The organism is Streptomyces sp. NPDC055025 (assembly GCF_053608565.1).
The window spans coordinates 1-14571 of the sequence record NZ_JBSGVS010000115.1 but is presented as its reverse complement, the minus strand read 5'-3'; the positions used below and the strand labels follow the sequence as shown (position 1 = coordinate 14571).

11 protein-coding genes are annotated in these 14571 nt (G+C 70.7%); 4 read left to right on the top strand and 7 right to left on the bottom strand.

Annotated elements, in window-relative coordinates; genetic code table 11:
* Positions 1-146 precede the first annotated feature (146 nt).
* Positions 147-977: a hypothetical protein gene (locus ACWGDX_RS38140; RefSeq protein WP_453633247.1), complete on the bottom strand. Its 831-nt coding sequence runs from the start codon at positions 975-977 to the stop codon at positions 147-149.
* On the bottom strand, positions 974-2662 hold the full coding sequence (locus ACWGDX_RS38135) for a serine/threonine-protein kinase (protein WP_453633245.1): 1689 nt from the start codon (positions 2660-2662) through the stop codon (positions 974-976). Before ACWGDX_RS38135 ends, ACWGDX_RS38140 begins: the two co-directional genes overlap by 4 nt.
* 344 nt (positions 2663-3006) lie before the next feature.
* Between ACWGDX_RS38135 and ACWGDX_RS38130 the strand changes: the two genes are divergently transcribed.
* Positions 3007-3183, top strand: coding sequence for a hypothetical protein (locus tag ACWGDX_RS38130; RefSeq protein ID WP_363086440.1), 177 nt, complete (start codon positions 3007-3009; stop codon positions 3181-3183).
* Between the two features lie 216 nt (positions 3184-3399).
* On the opposite strand, the gene ACWGDX_RS38125 is transcribed toward ACWGDX_RS38130, so the two are convergent.
* On the bottom strand, positions 3400-3726 hold the full coding sequence (locus ACWGDX_RS38125) for a MiAMP1 family antimicrobial peptide (protein WP_453633243.1): 327 nt from the start codon (positions 3724-3726) through the stop codon (positions 3400-3402).
* Positions 3727-3942: 216 nt separating this feature from the next.
* Here ACWGDX_RS38125 and ACWGDX_RS38120 point away from each other — a divergent pair, with 216 nt between their 5' ends.
* The 3 genes from ACWGDX_RS38120 (at position 3943) to ACWGDX_RS38110 (ending at position 7534) form a co-directional block, all read left to right on the top strand.
* Positions 3943-5658 (top strand): hypothetical protein, encoded by a 1716-nt coding sequence (locus ACWGDX_RS38120; protein ID WP_453633241.1) that lies wholly within the window; start codon positions 3943-3945, stop codon positions 5656-5658.
* Between the two features lie 348 nt (positions 5659-6006).
* Positions 6007-7026 (top strand): LLM class flavin-dependent oxidoreductase, encoded by a 1020-nt coding sequence (locus ACWGDX_RS38115; protein WP_453633239.1) that lies wholly within the window; start codon positions 6007-6009, stop codon positions 7024-7026.
* An 88-nt stretch (positions 7027-7114) separates the two neighbouring features.
* Positions 7115-7534 (top strand): SDR family oxidoreductase, encoded by a 420-nt coding sequence (locus ACWGDX_RS38110; protein WP_453633249.1) that lies wholly within the window; start codon positions 7115-7117, stop codon positions 7532-7534.
* Between the two features lie 189 nt (positions 7535-7723).
* Here the strand turns inward: ACWGDX_RS38110 and ACWGDX_RS38105 are convergent, their stop codons facing one another.
* The 4 genes from ACWGDX_RS38105 to ACWGDX_RS38090 all read right to left on the bottom strand — a co-directional run bounded on the left by ACWGDX_RS38105 (position 7724) and on the right by ACWGDX_RS38090 (position 14382).
* A complete protein-coding gene (locus ACWGDX_RS38105) occupies positions 7724-10396 on the bottom strand; it encodes a hypothetical protein (RefSeq protein ID WP_453633237.1) in 2673 nt (890 codons plus the stop codon).
* 645 nt (positions 10397-11041) lie between these two features.
* Positions 11042-11857, bottom strand: coding sequence for a phosphotransferase (locus ACWGDX_RS38100; RefSeq protein WP_453633235.1), 816 nt, complete (start codon positions 11855-11857; stop codon positions 11042-11044).
* A gap of 328 nt (positions 11858-12185) precedes the next feature.
* Entirely contained in the window at positions 12186-12911 is a 726-nt protein-coding gene (locus tag ACWGDX_RS38095) for a dienelactone hydrolase family protein (protein ID WP_453633233.1), read from the bottom strand.
* 238 nt (positions 12912-13149) lie between these two features.
* Positions 13150-14382 carry a phthiocerol/phthiodiolone dimycocerosyl transferase family protein gene (locus ACWGDX_RS38090; protein WP_453633231.1) on the bottom strand — a complete coding sequence of 411 codons (1233 nt, stop codon included), beginning with the start codon at positions 14380-14382 and terminating at the stop codon, positions 13150-13152.
* Between the last annotated feature and the right edge of the window lie 189 nt (positions 14383-14571).

Here is a 14571-nt window from a genome sequence, read left to right as displayed (position 1 = left end):
GGCGTTCGTCGTGGTGAACGGCTGACCGGTTGACCGCCCGGCCAAGCGGTCAGCCGGCCTCCGAACCGGTTGACCGCCGACGGGCGGCGCACCCGGTCGGCCGACCGGATGCGCCGCCCGTCGTGACACGGCGCCGCGGCGGCGGCTCAGACGCACCGGTAGACGAAGCGTGTGACGGCCGTGTGCCGGGACGGCGAGGTGATCCGCAGCTCCGCCCTGGCCCGGTACTCTCCCCGGCCGCGGAATGTCCACAACAGATGCAGACGGGCCGTCTTCTGACCGCTCGTCACCTTCTCCCGCAGCAGACCGGAGGACGTGCCGTCGCCGCGCACCCAGCGATAGGTCAGGGTGCCGGGGCGCCCATTGGTCCGCACCACGCCGACGATGTCCGACGTACCGTCGCATCCGGGCCCGCGTAAGGCGGTTCGTACGGTCACGTCCTGTACGGCGAGGGCGGGCCCGTACCGCTGCCAGGCGAGGAACACCAGAACGGCGAGCAGCACCGCGGCGGCGAGCGCGTACCGGCGCGGCCCTCCGGAGCGGCGCTCGGGGGGTCCCTCCGGTCCGGGCGGCTGTCCGCGCAGGGTGCCGTGCCAGAGGGCGGCGGCGGTGGTGTTCTCACGGTGCCGGTCCCGGACAGCGGCGGTCACTCCGGGACCGAACCGGAGGACCTGGCCCTCCACCCGGTCCGGCGCCGCCACGGGGAGCGGATCCGGGGGAACCGGCGCGGGGAGCGGTGCCGGGGCCGGCGCCTGATCTCCCGCCGGACCTCTCCCCGGATCTCTCCCCGGATCTCCTGCCGGGGCCGGCGTCGGATCAGGCCGTTCGAACCAGTGGCTGTCGAGGACGGTCGCGCTGTAGGTGTCGGGACCGGGACCGCCCCCGCTCCCGTTCTCCGGGCGGCGGTCCTCCGGCGGCCTGTCCGGGCGCTCGGGCTCCTCGCCGTCGCGGTGGTAAGGGACACGGGGATCGCTCATGAGATGACACACCGCCGGATCACGATCTGCTGCGAGGAGCCGCCGCTCGCCGAGGCCGGATCGGTGGTCGCCTGTACGCCCCAGTAGCAGGCCTGCCGCTGGAAGGTGTGGTCGAGCGGGATCGTGTACTGCGTGGCTCCCTCGCGGCGGAAGGTCTGCGAGCCGTCCTGTGGGCCGAGTTCACCGGATGTCTCGCCCGCGAACCAGGTGATGACGACGGTGACGGGACCCGTGCCGTCCGTGGCGATGTCCACGGTGGCGGTGGCGGTCGCCGTACCCGTCTGCCGCAGACCGGTGACGGAGACGGACTTCACGCGTACGGGATCCGGTGTCGGGGCGGAGGGGCTCGGTGTGACCGACGGAGTGGGCGGGGACGGCGGGGCGGGCGGGGGCGGCACCACGGGCGGCGTGCTGGGCGTATCGGTCGTCCCTCCGTCCCCTCCGTCCCCACCCACTTCGCCGTCTCCACCATTCCCGCCGTCGGCGGCGGAGGGTGAGTCGCCGGGAGAGGCACCGCCGGTCGGTGACGGGCTCGCGGAGCCGGACGGGCCCGCGGACGCGGTGGCGTCCGGCTCCGCGCCGGGGTTCTGGACCGGACCCGCGGTGGTGACCGCCTGGGCCGTCGTCCGCTCCGGGCCGGCTCCCACCGCCCCCGCGGCGACAGCCGCCACGACGGCGATGACCAGGGCGACCGCGGCGGCCAGCGCCCCTCTCAGGCCGGGCTTCCAGCTACGGCCGTGCCCACCGCCCCGCCCACCGCGCCGTCCGCCGTCCAGCGCCGTCGTGGCCAGGGCCGTGGTCCCCGCGGGCGGGCCGCCCGCGTACGGGAGGAGCAGCGGGAGAAGGGCGGCGAGCGCGGCGAGCTTCCGCTGTCCCCGCTCCTCCCAGTCCGGACCGTAGGCGGTGCCGGCGATCTCCTCCAGCTCCGCGACGAACGCGTCCGCGTTGCGGGGCCGCTCCCGGGGCTCCTTGGCCAGACCGCGCCGGATCAGCGGACGGACCGGTTCGGGCGCCTCCTCCTCGGGAACGGGCGCGCCGATGTGCTGGAGCGCCAGCTCGGCGAAGTTCTGCCCGGAGAACGGCTTGCGGCCGGTGAGGCATTCGTAGAAGGTCGCGGTCGCCGCGTAGACATCGGCCGCGGGGGAGGCGGGCTCCCCGTTCCACTGTTCCGGGGCCATATAGGCGGGAGTTCCGGCCACGCCCGGAGTGCTGCCATGGTCCGTGGCGATACCGAAGTCCACGAGCTTGGACGAACCGTCCGTGGCGACCAGGACGTTCTCCGGCTTGTAGTCGCGGTGCACGACGCCCGCCCGGTGCGCGGCGGCCAGTCCCAGCAGCGATCCCTTGAGCACCACGAGCGCCGCCTCGGGACCGGTCGGCCCCTCCTGGCGCAGCAGCGCGCTCAAGGCGACACCGTCGACCAGCTCCATCACGATGGCGGCGCCCCCCGGCGCCTCGACATACTCGTACAGACCCACCACATACGGTGTGCCGAGACCGCTGAGCAGACGGGCCTCGGCCCGGAACGAGCGGACGAAGACGGAGTCGGTCCGCAGGCGCTCGCTGAGGTACTTGACGGCGACGGGGACACCGGTCGCGTCATGGACGGCGAGGACGACCCGCCCGCTGCCGCCGGAGCCCAGCTCGCGGGATTCCGTATATCCGGGGACGGACCAGGCGTTCATTTCTCCCCCTCGGCGGCGCGGCGGACCGGGCCGGGCGGACGCGCCGCCACGGCCGCGCGGACCGTGGCGCCCTGGACATCCGTGCAGTTCATCGCGTTCCCCCATACGGGAGCGCGGTGCGACTCCCGCCGTATGCCTACCCCGCGGTCGCTGCCGCGCGGCCGGCGCACGGTAGCCCACATCCTGTCCCCATGGCAGACACGAGTTCGCCAGGTCCGGTTCCCGTATGTGGGCCGTACGGGTGACGCCAACGCCGTACCTGAATGTCCCCTTTGAGAGTAAAATGACGATATGGGGCCACAGTCCCCGGCCCCATGAGGAGTCACAACCTCTAAGGGGTTCTTATGGCCGACACCGACTTCTACTCACGCGACCGGCCGGACAACCCCGAGCTGCCGGAGGATCGCCCCCGAGGCCGTTCGGAGAGTTTCGTACCGGAACACCACCGCCTGCGGACCACCACGATTCTCCTCATCTCCTTTGTCGTGCTGGTGCTCGTGGGAATCCTGCTGTTCCCCTGAGTCCCACGAAGACCACGCCCGGCCCCGCCCGGACGGCTCGCCCCGGCGGAACTCCTCGCGGCCCGACCGCGGTTGCCGCCTCCGGACGAGCCGGCCGAACACCTCAGGCCCGGAACCGAGTGGTTCCGGGCCCTCGTCGTCGTACGCCCCAAGGGCCGCAGGCGCCTCGGCCGCCTCAAGTGCCTTGGCTCAAGCGCCTTGGACGGACTGTGACCGTCAGCAGTGGATGTGGATGCTCTTCCAGCCGAACGACGCGTTCCGCTCCGAGTCGCCCCGGAACGTGTAGTGCCCGTGCCCGCGGGGACAGTCGCGGTCGTTGAACATCGTCGCGTCCTGTCCCCGGTGGTCGAAGTAGTACGAGCCGCGCTTGCCCTCGTCGAGGTTGCTGCAACCGCAGGCACGGACCTGCTGGGGCTGTCCCTGCTGATTCGACTGCGGGTAGCCGTACCAGTCGCTGGCCAACGCCGCTCCGGACGTCAGGGTCAGTACGGCGGACGTCACGGCCGAGGTGACAGCGAGACGCAGGGTGTGACGGTTACGCATGGCAACTCCTCTGGTTGACCAAAAACGGACGATGGCTTTGTGCTTTCATATGAACACGAAGTGTGATGGAAGTGCGAATGGGGCCGCCGCAGTCGACGCAAGCCCGGGGCCGACGCACACGGGCCCGGCCGACCGGCGCGCGCTGTGCACGCGTTTCCGGCCGCGGCGCGCAACCAGGGCGCGGGCCCGGCCGTCCTCCGTACAAGGGGGAAACGTATGGGGACCGCGCGCATTCTGCTACCGCCGCTGCGTCTGCTGGCCCGCGCCGGTGTCCCGGCGGGCCGGCCGCTGCTCGGCGCCGTTCTGACGCGGTGCCTCACCCCCGGCTGGGTGCTGCTGCGGGAGCAGCCGCTGGCGCGGCGCCTCGCATGGGGCGCGGACGCCGTCGCGGTGTACCGGGCCCTCGCCGCCGGCCGGCGCGGACGCCAGGTTCACCGGGACGGCCTGGCCCGCTCCCTCGCCCTGTACGCCTACGCGCTGCTGCGGACCGGCCGGTACGAGGACGCGCTCGCGGCGGCGGACGAGTCCCTGGCGGTCTCCGGCGCCCACGCCTCCGCGACCCAGATCGCCTACACCCTCAGCGCCCGCGCCGTGGCCCTGGCGGAGACGGACCGGCCGGACGAGGCGCTCACCGTGGCCCGGGACTGCGTGACGGCATACCGGCACGCCACGCCCGAGCGCAGGGACAGATCGCTGGGGAGCCTGCTGGGCGCCCTGCGTACGCACGCGTGGGTGCTCGGCCGTTCCTCTCGCCACGAGGAGTCCGTAAACATCTATCTGGAGTGCCACGCGCTGCTGCGGAACATGTCCCTGTGGCGGTTGCTCCGGGTCCAGATGATCCAGGCCCGCGTACTGATAGAGCTGACCGGCGGACTGCGTGCCCTCGGCCGGTACGACGAGGCTGTCGCGGCCGGTACCGATGCGCGCGAGTGGACCGACGGCCTCGTCCTGCGGCTCTACCCCGAGATCCTTCCCCTGCGCGCCCAGCTCCTGACCGACCTGGCCTGGTGCTACGGCGCGACCGACGATCCGCCCCGGGCACGCGACACCGCCGAGGAGGCCGTGCTCGTATGCCGCGCCCTGGCCGAGCGCGACCAGGGCGCCGGTGAGCGGCGTCTCGTACTCGCGCTGCGATGCCTGGCACACCACCTCGGCGAGCTGGACACCCCCACGGGAGAACGGCTGGCCCTGCGCGAGCTGGCGGACCTCTCCACCCGGCTCGCCCGCACCCAGCCCGAGGTCTATGTGCCCGTCCTCGCCGAGGCGCTGGACGATCTGGCCTTCTGCCACCGGCGGCAGGGCGCCCACCGCAAGGCGGTCGAGGCCACCGAGGAGAGCGCGGACGCGTACCGTCGCGCCGCCGCGTTCGATCCCCGCACATACGAACCGGAACTGGCCCGCGCGCTCGCCAACCTCAGCGTCCGGCAGCGCTCCACGGGCCGCCACGCGGCCGCCGTGACCAACGGCCGCGAGTCCCTGGCCATCACACGCCGGCAGGCCGAGTCCGACGGGGACACGTACCAGCCCCTCGTCGCCGACCGCCTGCGCATCCTCGCCCGCGCGCTGCGCCGCACCAGGAACGACACCGAGGCACTGACCTGCTACGAGGAGGCGGAGACCATCCTGCGTCGGCTCATGGAACACACCGACCCGCGGATCCACGAAGCCGCGCTCACCGCCACGCTCTCCGCCCTCGCCGCCACCCTCCGCACGACGGCCGGGACCCATCTCACCGACGGCCACCCCGACAAGGCTGTCGACGCCCTGCGCCACCTGCTCGCCCTCACCCGCCGTGCCGACCAGACCGATGTCCACGCCGCCTGCGTATCGGCCTTCGCCCGAGCCCGGGAACAGGCCCCCGGCGAGATCGAACAGGCCTGGCGACACGCCACGACAGACCCGTTCCCGTCCTTCGTCTACCGAGTTCCCTAGGCCCTGTCCGGCCGAGCGTCGGACGGACAGGGTCATGGCCCCCGTACCGGCCGTACCGGTGGCGCGGACGGCAGCGGGCCCCGGACGTCACCCCGTCCGGGGCCCGCCAACCGCTGTCCCCTTCAACGACCGCCGGCCCCCGGTGTCACGGCCCCCGGTGTCACGGCCTGCGCCGGGACCGTCCGCCCCACCCGTACAAGCACAAGCGACAAGCGAGGGGCGCGGGGCGAGGGGCGCGAGGGGCGCGGGGCGCGCACCGGGTCCGGGGGTTCGCGTGAGACGGCCGCCTGCCACAATCGGAGGGTGCTGGTGTGCGGTGGAGCATGCCGCAGACCATGGAGGATCCCCGTGCCGCTGCCCTCGGAACCACTGCGGAAGCTGGGTTTCCTGACCATCGGATTGTTCGACGGGGCCGACCCCCGCCGGGGCCACGAGTCGACACTTGAGATCATCGAACTCGGTGAACGGCTGGGCTTCGACAGCGCGTGGATGCGGCACCGCCACCTGCAGTACGGTATCGCCTCTCCCGTCGCCGTTCTGGCGGCGGCCTCGCAGCGCACCAGCCGTATCGAACTGGGCACAGCGGTCATACCCCTGGGGTGGGAGAACCCGCTGCGGCTGGCGGAGGACCTGGCGACGGTCGACATCCTGTCCGGGGGCCGCCTCAATCCCGGGGTCAGCGTCGGTCCGCCGAACCACTACGACCAGGTCAAACACGAGCTCTATCCCGACACCGCGGATGTCGAGGATTTCAGCTACGACCGCGTGCGGCGGCTCCTGGACTTCATACGCGGCGAACCGGCCAGCCGTTTCAGCGGCGTCGACGGTTTCGAGGTGTTCTCCGACCGCGTCCAGCCCCACTCCGACGGTCTGAGCCGCCGTATGTGGTACGGCGGAGCGAGTCTACGGTCGGCCCAGTGGGCCGGTGAGCACGGGATGAACTTCCTGACCAGCAGCGTCGTGAAGGCGGAGGAGTCCGAGGACTTCGCCGAGATCCAGCTTTCGCACATACGGACATTCCGCGCCCACCACCCCGACGGCGACCGCGCCCGTGTCTCCCAAGGACTCGTCGTCATCCCTACCGACAGCGCCTCGCCCGCGCAGCGCGAGAGGTACGAGGAATACGCCCGTAAGCGGACACCGCGTACCGCCACACCGCAGGGGCCGGCGCGCATGATGTTCGCGCCCGATCTCGTCGGAACGTCCGCGGAGATCGCCGAACGGCTCTACTCGCACGCCGCTTTCCGTGAGATCGACGAGGTCGCGTTCGCGCTGCCCTTTACCTTCGAACACGACGACTACGTCCAGATCCTCACCGACATCGCCACCGGACTCGGCCCGGCGCTCGGCTGGCAGGCAACCGCCTGAACGGCCGCCCCGGGCGGTTCCGCCCGCGCCGGCCGGACCTGGAGGCTGTCGCCGTCCTCGATCCGTCGATCTCCGTGTCGAACGGCGTCTGACGATCGAGGCATGGCCGGCACTGACCGAGGCCAAGGGTTCCGTGGTGCTGATGTCGGGCAACTCCGCCATCTTCCCCAAGGCGCTCTACGCGGCTGTCGGCACGACCAACGCCGCGATCGCCGCCCTCGCGAAGGCATTCGCCGACCGCGGCATCGACGACGGCGTCCAGGTCAACAGCGTCATGCCCGGCGCGGTCATGACGGGCCGCCGCCGCTCCTATCTCGAACACTGGGCGCCTGCCCACGGCATGACCGTGGAGGAGGCCACCGCCAACTTTCCGCAGAAGGTCGACATCGGACGCTTCGGCCGGCCGGAGGAGATCGCCGAACTGATGGCGTTCCTCGTCTCACCAGGGGCTCGCTGGATGACCGGATCGGTCGTGCGCATGGACGGCGGCGAGGTCAAGTCGGTCTGACCATGACCGACGGGCTCGTGCCCGCCTGGACCGATTGATGGCTCTTTCGACGGTGTTACGTTCCTTGTGCCGCTCTTCGTCGACGCCGAATGGCCGTCCGCTGCCCCCTCGCCGCGCGGCGGGGGGCAGCGGTTCCTCCGGTCAGTGCTGCGTCCGGTCAGTGCTGCGTCGAAACCGGTTCGCTCACCTTCATATGGTGAATCCGTCGAGGGTGCTGTACTGACCGGACAGCTTGGTCACCACGATGGTGTGTCTGCCCGAGGAGAGGAGACCGGACGTGTACACCGCGACGTTCGCGTGTCGTACGCCGTCGCTCGGCAGTGTGCTGACGATCTGCTGCGGTCCGCCGTCGATGCTGATGCCGATGTTTCCCTGGTCGGTGTTCTGCTCCCCGTGCACCGTGACTCTGGTGCCGGTGAAGGTGAGCGACGCGGTCGACCCGTTCGACGTCGCGTAGTGGACGTCGTTCTGGTGGTCGCCGTATGAGCGGCCGCCCGCGTACGCGAATCCGCTGTAGGTGATGGTGCTGTCGTCGTCGTTGAGCCGGATGGATCCAGGGACCTGTGGAGTGACGGAGATCTGCCCGGCCGAGGTGCCGGCGGGAACCGGGACGATCATGAATCCGCTGGACAGGTGGGTCACATTGGCGACCGGGGTGGTGCCGATGTACACCGGCGTCGCCGGGCCGAAGCCCTCGCCGGCGACGAGGACCTCCGTCGCGTTGGCCGTGGGCGACACGTAGAAGATTTTCGCGGGGGCCGAGAGGACCGGCGTGAAGGAGCCGGAGCCCGCGCCCGCGGCGCGCAGCAGGGCGTTGGGAAGGTCGCTCGGCCTGGGGGTCGCCGGGATGGTCGTGTTCCCGCTCGCGTGGGTGTCGACCGGCTGGGCGCACGGGTAGGACTGGATGCCGGCGGAGAAGTAATTGCCGGTGACCCAGAAGTGGCCCGTCGGGCTGCAGCCGCCGTGTGCTTTGTCACCGGCGCGGAAGGCGATGTTCCCCTGCCAGTTGATCCATTCCGACCCGGCGTCGTTGTAGTAGGTGAAGTTGGTCGTGGGGCCGTTGTAGGCGATGTTGCCGGTGACCTGAAGGCCCTTGGCCAGAGTCCGCACCGGGTCGATGGTCGTCCCGTCCGCCTGGTAGACGTACTCCGCCTGGTGTCCCTCGACATAGACGGCGCCGCCGTCGCTGCGGACGGACAGGTAGTCGTGCAGGATGTTGTCGCTGATGGTGTTCGAGCTGTTGATGTTCGTGGTGTTCTGCGGGGTGCTCGCCTGATTGACATGACCCTGGATGACTCCGGCCGTGATGCCGGTGTAGGGCAGGTCGTACAGGTTGTTCCGGGTAATGGTCGTGTGCTGCGAGAACAGCAGGGTGATGCCGCTGGCCGAGGAGTAGTCGGTACCGATGTGATGGATGACGTTGTCCGCCACGGTGGTACCGGTCAGGATCTCGTTGGTGCCGATCGCGGCGGTTTCATTCGCTCCGTTGGGGGTGCAGTTCTGCTTGATCCCCGCGGCGTCGGACGGGTTGGTCGGCAGCGGGTCGTAGGTGCAGCCGAGGAGGATCGCGGTGGAGGCGATGTCGGTGAACTCGTTGCCCTGGATGAGGGTGTTGGCCGCTCCGTACATCACGCCCAGTCCGGCTCCGCCGAGTTCGGTGAACCGGTTGCCGGTGAGCGTGATGTTCTTGGAAGCGGTGAACGAGACGTTCGCCAGCGGCTGGGTCAGCGATCCCCAGGGGCAGCTTCCCACGGGATTGGAGAACGTGCACATGCCCTGGTTGTTCGCGCCGGTCATCCGCAGATTGCTCTGCACGTCGGCGAACCCGGAGCTGGTGGAGGGAGCGTTCCAGGTCGCGAACGAGAACTGAAGACCGCTGAAGGTGATGTCGTGGATGGGCGCGGCGAGAGTACCGGCACCCTGGACCAGGGTTTCGAGGCGCGGCAGTTCCACATCGAGGGCGGACATCTGCTGGCCCGCGGAAGGCTTGTAGTACAACGTGCCGCCGGCGCCGTCCAGGAACCACTGCCCGGAACCGAGCAGGGCCTGCGCGTTCTCGATCCGCGCGGGCATCGTGTGGGGCGACATGGACGGCAGGCCACCGCTGGCTTGCGCGTAGGAAGCCCGCGCCGTCACATTGGTCCAGCACGGCTGGCTCATCCTCAGTGTTCCGGTCGCCGCGGTGAAGCTCGCCACGCGGCACCTCGACTCGGTCCACGGCCCGTTGCCACCGGGGTAGTCGAACTCGACTCCCGCCACCTGGCTTGCGGTCAGCGAGCCGAACCACGCCATCGCGGCCGGATCGCCGGAGATCGTGTAGCCCGTCGACGTCCCGGTCCACGAGCCCCGGAATCCCAGGCTCGCCGGGGTGGCCTGCGCTATCGGGACCTTATGGCCGTCGATGTACAGCTGGCGGCTGTTGCTGGAGCTGGGTACCGGGGCGGACCACACCCCGCTCGATCCGCGCTGCGTCCATCCGGTGACCTGTGAGGCCCCCGAGATCACCGGACGGGCCCCTGGTGCGGACCTCCACACCACGGGGTGGCCCGGCGTGCCCGAGTCCGCCGGGCCGAGGGACCAGGTCCTCGACAAGCGGTACACACCGTCGGTCAGCAGTACGCCGACGTCCGCGGAACGGTCGGCGGAGAGATGGGTCCGAACCGCCTCCTGGGCACCGGACAGGGAACACGGGGCCGAGGAGGAACAGGTCGAACCCGTCCCGGACGGCGACGCGTAGAGCGTCACGGAGGGCGCGGCAGCGGCGGATTGAACTACGGGTGCCGTCAGAATCAGACCGAGGGCCGCTGCGATCGGGCCGACGCGGCGCAGCAGCCTCCGCGTGATCGAACCTTGTGGTGACACGGGCGGGTCCTTCCCATGTACGGAGATGAGACGTTCTGAGCGACCGGACGGTTGGTGTGGAGGGCCGGGCAGCGCGCATGTCCATCAAGGGCGTTCCAGCGACGGGCGCTTGGGCCCGGGTGGTAAAGGACGAACGGGTATCGCGTTCGCTGGAAGACTCGTGTGCGTCTGAGAGGTGCCTCCGGAGGGCTGGGGGCCTGGACCACACTTACATCCTATGTTTGGTGAATAGTCGAGCTGCCGCCCGTTCCTGTCAAGGGCCTGCGCAAGCGTGCCGCACCAATGCTTTGTTCCGGCCAGGGCGTTGAGCGCGCGGTCGCCACCGGACGCTTGCGGCGCCACCTGAACTGCCCACGGGGATGGATTCATCGGGTGTCTGGTGCGCTACCCGGTGGTGGGTCGCGAGGCCGATGGAGGCGGAGTCGTGCGGGGGACGGCCGATCCCGCGGAGGCCGCCGCGTTCGCGGCCTGTTGGTCGCGCGTTCCTCGGCCTGGACGAACAGGGCGAAATGTACGCCGTGGCCGGCCGGCCGGCCCGGTTCGGCCGTATGCCCGAGGCGATGGAGAATCTCGTTCTCGGTGTCATGCCGGTCCCCGAGGCCGACTTCGCTCAGCCCTGAGCTTGTTCTTCAACCTCCGGGCCGGTCAGTCCAGCAGGGTGGTCATGAACACCTCGTGGTGGGCCACGAGCCACTCCTGAACGCGGTCCCACCGTTGCCAACCACCGCGCTCGGACAGCACCTGTGTGTAGACAAGGTCACCGTCGGCCACGCGGTCGGCGACGAAGGCCCGGCAGGACGCGGTGGCCTGTTCAACGACTCCGGGCAGTTCAGCGCGCTGCCGAGGGGAGAGGCCGTAGCTGTCGGCGAGGAGTCGCAGTCGCCTCGGGACGTCCAGCCCGGCCGGGTAGAGGGCTGCCGCGGATTCGGGATCGAGCATAGGGACCCAGTAGCGGGCGGTCATGGCGACATCCCACAGCGGTCGTCCTGGTGCCGCCAGGTCGAAGTCGATCAGGGCCGTGGCTCGACCGTCGCGGAAGATGACATTGTCCGGGCACACGTCGTTGTGGCACAGCATCGTTCCTCCCTCGGGGTCGGCCAGAGCCTGGGGCCACGGGGCGCGGGTGTCCACGGTGATGGCGACGCTGGCGTCGTGCAGGCGCCGTAGCAGGCTTCCCACCGAACTCAGAGCGGCCTCCGTCATCACCCAGCGGGGAAACGGCGGCAGAGCGACGTCACCGGGAATGTAGGTCAGCCGCTCACGGCCGTCCGCGGTGAGCTGGACCGGGGTCGGAGCCGCGTCGAAGCCGTGCTCCTTGAGCGCGCGGAGGTGGCTGTGGAGAGCGCGCGCGGTAGGCGGCGCCGGGCGTTCCACCAGGGAACCGCGACGGAAGACCGCCCCCGCGTTCACCATCCCGCCGCTCAGCGCTTCGCCCTGTGCCGCCCCGCCCTCAGCTGTCATACCGATCACGCTACCGGCAGGCCGGCATTGGCTGGACCGGCTCCGAAACGCGCTTCGGACTTGGCGGCTCAGCTTGAACAGCACCTGAGACGGAGCATGGCCAGCGGCAACTCCAGCTGAGGCGGCGGTCCTGGTCTGCCCAGGTCAGGAACGTGATGGCGGAGAACGAGCCAGGGCACTGGGCGGAGCCGTTCCCGCCGCCGAGTGGGAACGCCCTCGCAGAGCACCTCCTCACCGTTTCTCTGAGCTGCGGTGATGTCCCACAAACCGGAGCCGGTGGCGGTCTGCCGGCCTGGTTCGCGGCCCGGGATCGCGGTCGCTGACCAGATCACTCCGCTACGGGCAGGCACTCGGTGAGCAGGTCGATGACGTCGTGCCAGGCGCGCCGCGCGTGCTGTGGGTGGTAGCCGACGCCGGGGACCACGGGGTGGTCGACTGGCGGGTGGTGGAAGGCGTGCAAGGCGCCGCCGTAGACCACGAGGCGCCAGTCGACGCCCGCGGCCTGCATCTCGGCGGTGAACGCGTCCCGTTGCGCGGGCGGCATGATCGGGTCTTCCGAACCGACCCCGGCCCACACGGGGCAGCGGATGCGCGCCGTCTCGCCCGGTCGGCCTGTGGTCAGTGCGTTGACGGTGCCGATCGCGCGTAGGTTGACGCCGTCGCGCCCGAGTTCCAGCCCGATGGCGCCGCCGGTGCCGTAGCCGACGGCGGCGATCCGGTCGGGGTCGGTCCGCGGTTCGGCGCGCAACACGTCGAGCGCCGCGTGGCCGATGCCCCGCATCCGGTCGGGGTCGGCGAGCAGCGGCAGGCAACGGGCCAGCATCTCGTCCGGGTCGCCCAGATAGCGTCCTCCGTGGACGTCGAAGGCCAGCGCCACGTATCCCAGTTCGGCGAGCGCATCGGCCCGGCGGCGCTCGACGTCGCTGAGCCCCGGGCCCTCTGGTCCGAGCAGCACCGAGGGCCGGCGGTCGACGCCGGCCGGGAGCGCGAGGTGCCCGATCATCGTCAGGCCGTCGGCCGGGTACTCGACCGTGCGCGTGGTGATCGTTGTCATGAGACTGGACCGTAGTGATCGTCGAGCCCGGTCGGGCCGGTGTTCTCCGCCGGCGGAACAGCGCGGGAGCGCCTCTGAAATGCGGATGAGCTGTTCGAGCTGACGGACGCGCTGCTCTGAGCGCCGGGAGACGGTCCTCGAGGACCGGCGCCTACGGCACGGACGTCGACCGTGCCTGACAGGCCCTCCGAAGATCCTGGCATCACGCCTGGCATCACGCCTGGCGTCCGAACCACCGCTATGTGGTCAGGCTGCGGACCGCGGCGGACAGCCGGCTGCTCAGTTCCCTGATCTGGGGGTCGGTGTACCAGGCCCTGCTGTAGGTGAGGTCGATGGCGAGTCGGCCCTGGTAGCGGCTGACGACCGCGAAGACCATCGGCACATGGCCGAGGGGGGCCAGACGGACATCGCTGATCCTGAGGCCGTCAGGCAGGGCCGGTTCGGCGATGGTGCCGACGTTGGTGATGACCAGACTGGGCGGGTGCTGGTCGAGCATGTAGGGGAAAGCCGCCAGTTCCATCGCCGCCGCCCCGCTCTCCAGATCGGCGCGCAGCCGGGCGGCCAGCTCCTGTCCGACCTCGGCAGGGTGGGCGCGGTCGGTGATCCGGAGCCGGATGGAGGTGGTGGTCGCCGCGGACTGGAGGACCTCGGCGGGCAGTGGCGGGGAGAGTCTGCGGCGCATGTCCGCCGCCGTGGTGCACAGCATCCGCACCGGCCCGTCCTGAACGGGAAACAGCGACCGCAGGCTGGTCAGCAGGACACCGGAGACCAACGCGTTGAGCGTCAGCCCGGCGTCGCGGGCGCGCTCGACCAGTCGCGTGCACTGATCGATGCCGGCTTCGACGCCGGTGATCGCGAAGGTCGTGTCGGGACCGGGACCGCCGTTACGTGCCGCCAGGGCGGGCAGGAGCGCGGGCGGGGCCTCGGCGTCCAACCGTGCGCGTTCGGCGACGAAGTCCCGTAGCCGCTTCGGTGTGAAACGGGCGGCCAGGAGGTCGTCGAGTGCCGGGCCGAGCACCGGCTGGACGGGGTCGGCGGGCAGGGGCAGGCCTGCGGCGATCGCGGTGTAGAGGTCCCACAGACGCCGGTGGACGGCCAGGTAGCTCATACCGTCGACGAATGCGCGCGGCAGCGTCATCACGACCCGGGTGCGACCGGGCTCGCGCACCACGGCCAGCCGCAGCAGTGGGCCGCGGTCCCACGTGAGAGGCACGTTGATCTCCTTGCCCAGGTCCACACCGTGATGGAGGGCGGGCCCCGCGGCCGCCTCCTCGACGCGGACCAGCGGCCGGCCCTCTCCTTCCCCGGTGACGATCTTCCCCGCGGTCAGCGGATAGCAGGCACGCAGATGAACCAGTGCCTGCCTCAGAATGTCCTCATCCAGCTCCCCCTCGACCACGCTGTGCAGCACGACCCGGACACCGGCCGCGGCGATGGCCGCCTCGTGCGGCGCGAGCAGACGCTCGGTCATGATTCCCTCCCCAGAACCGACACAGCCACGATCGCGCCCCCGGCGGCCTCCGCGCACCCGAATGCCCCAACTACGCCCAGGACGAGTGAAGACCGCCCGGAAACCGCCTCCGCGGGCCGTGCGCGATCACTCATCGGCGGCGCTACCGGACCGGTCCTCGTTCACGACTCCGCACGCGGCGTGAGGCCG

What these genes read in the sequence shown, in the direction of transcription:
- ACWGDX_RS38095 (WP_453633233.1), bottom strand. Translation starts at nt 12,911, where the DNA reads ATGACAACGATCACCACGCGCACGGTCGAGTACCCGGCCGACGGCCTG.
- ACWGDX_RS38125 (WP_453633243.1), bottom strand. Translation starts at nt 3,726, where the DNA reads ATGCGTAACCGTCACACCCTGCGTCTCGCTGTCACCTCGGCCGTGACG.
- ACWGDX_RS38135 (WP_453633245.1), bottom strand. Translation starts at nt 2,662, where the DNA reads ATGAACGCCTGGTCCGTCCCCGGATATACGGAATCCCGCGAGCTGGGC.
- ACWGDX_RS38140 (WP_453633247.1), bottom strand. Translation starts at nt 977, where the DNA reads ATGAGCGATCCCCGTGTCCCTTACCACCGCGACGGCGAGGAGCCCGAG.
- ACWGDX_RS38120 (WP_453633241.1), top strand. Translation starts at nt 3,943, where the DNA reads ATGGGGACCGCGCGCATTCTGCTACCGCCGCTGCGTCTGCTGGCCCGC.
- ACWGDX_RS38130 (WP_363086440.1), top strand. Translation starts at nt 3,007, where the DNA reads ATGGCCGACACCGACTTCTACTCACGCGACCGGCCGGACAACCCCGAG.
- ACWGDX_RS38090 (WP_453633231.1), bottom strand. Translation starts at nt 14,382, where the DNA reads ATGACCGAGCGTCTGCTCGCGCCGCACGAGGCGGCCATCGCCGCGGCC.
- ACWGDX_RS38100 (WP_453633235.1), bottom strand. Translation starts at nt 11,857, where the DNA reads ATGACAGCTGAGGGCGGGGCGGCACAGGGCGAAGCGCTGAGCGGCGGG.